This is a genomic window from Bradyrhizobium sp. 190, from assembly GCF_023073415.1.
Taxonomy (GTDB): Bacteria; Pseudomonadota; Alphaproteobacteria; order Rhizobiales; family Xanthobacteraceae; genus Bradyrhizobium.
Genome location: NZ_JADPJL010000021.1, coordinates 1 through 1,489 on the forward strand (window position 1 = coordinate 1; position 1,489 = coordinate 1,489).

The window sequence follows — 1,489 nt, forward strand, 5'->3', positions numbered from 1 at the left end:
CGCACTAGCAGATGCACACATCGTGGCTGCGACGGAATGACTCGCTATGTTGATTTGGTCTTCCATGGTGACGAATTGCTGTGATTCTGTGTCTGGCACTTCGATTCCATTGAGGTGCCAAGATGTTAAACGAACAATACAGGCTTGGTCGGTTCGGGGATGGTCGTCTCGATAAAGGGGGGCGGCCCTGCTCGAAGGAATGGTCACGCGCGCCAGTTCGTGCATGCGGCGGGCGGCCGGAGGCGATCGGGCCAAGATCGTCCGGTACGGCCGATTTCTCGACAATGAGAACGTGAGCTTGGAAGCGCTGCTCGAAGGCTGGGGCGAGCAAACGGCGGTTGCGGCAGTGGGCCGGCACGTGCTGGCGATCCAGGATACCAGCGAGGTCAACTTCAAAACCAAACCCGAGCGCCGGCGCGGGCTGGGTGAGATCGGCAAGGGGAACAGCTACGGCTTGCTGTTACATGCGATGGCGGCCGTGGATGCCGACAGTGACGCCTGTCTGGGTCTGGTTGCCGGGAAGATTTGGACACGCCAGGGCCGGGTCACGGTGCCGCACGATCAGCGACCACTGGAGCAGAAGGAGTCGGAGCGTTGGATCAGCACGGCCAATCGGGCCAAGCAGGTGCTCTCTGCGGCGGCGATGGTCACGGTGATCGACGACCGCGAGGGCGACATCTATGCCAAATGGGCGAGCGTATCGGCCGCAAGCTTCCATCTGCTGACGCGGAGCATGCATGATCGCGTGCTGGCCGAGGGTGCAAGCATGTATGCCACCGTCGCCAACTGGCCCATTGTCGACACCACGACCATTGATGTTGTGGCGCGTGCCGATCGGCCCGCTCGACAAGCCAAGTTGGGGCTGCGGTTTGGTCAGGTCACGCTCAAAAGGCCGCAGAACACCTCGCCAAGCTTACCCAAGACGGTCGAACTCACTTTGATCGAGGTCGTTGAAGTCGATCCGCCGGCAGACATTGAGCCGCTGCACTGGTACCTGCTGACGACCCATGACGTGAGCGCTGTCGCTTCCGCATGGCAGATCGTCAACTGGTACAAAAAACGCTGGATTATCGAGCAGCTGTTCCGCCTGGTCAAAACGCAGGGGCTTCAGCTCGAAGACAGCCGGATCGAAACCGCCGATCGGCTGCTCAAGCTCACCGCGATCGCCGCCAAAGCTGCCGTTATGATCCTGCAACTCGTTCAGGCGCGCGACGGACGCAGCGCCGAACCTGCCAGCAATGCGTTCAATGAAGAGCAGATCAAGCTGCTCGCCGCACTTGCCACCAAGTACGAAGGCAGGACCAAACTCCAAAGTAACCCACATCGCCCGCAAACCCTGGCTTGGGCCTCATGGATCATTGCTCGCCTCGGCGGATGGGATGGATACCCACGCACCAAACCCGGCCCCATCACCATCAGGCATGGCCTCCAATACTTCTTGGGCGTCGCCTCCGCGTGGGAAACCCTCAAAGATGTGTGAATCAGCTAG

General features: G+C 60.4%; 1 protein-coding gene. It reads left to right on the forward strand.

The features are described 5' to 3' along the window. Nucleotides 1–199 precede the first annotated feature (199 nt). Nucleotides 200–1,480: an IS4 family transposase gene (locus tag IVB22_RS14815; protein ID WP_247518072.1), complete on the forward strand. Its 1,281-nt coding sequence runs from the start codon at nucleotides 200–202 to the stop codon at nucleotides 1,478–1,480. Nucleotides 1,481–1,489 lie beyond the last annotated feature (9 nt).

What these genes read in the sequence shown, in the direction of transcription:
- IVB22_RS14815 (WP_247518072.1), top strand. Translation starts at nt 200, where the DNA reads ATGGTCACGCGCGCCAGTTCGTGCATGCGGCGGGCGGCCGGAGGCGAT.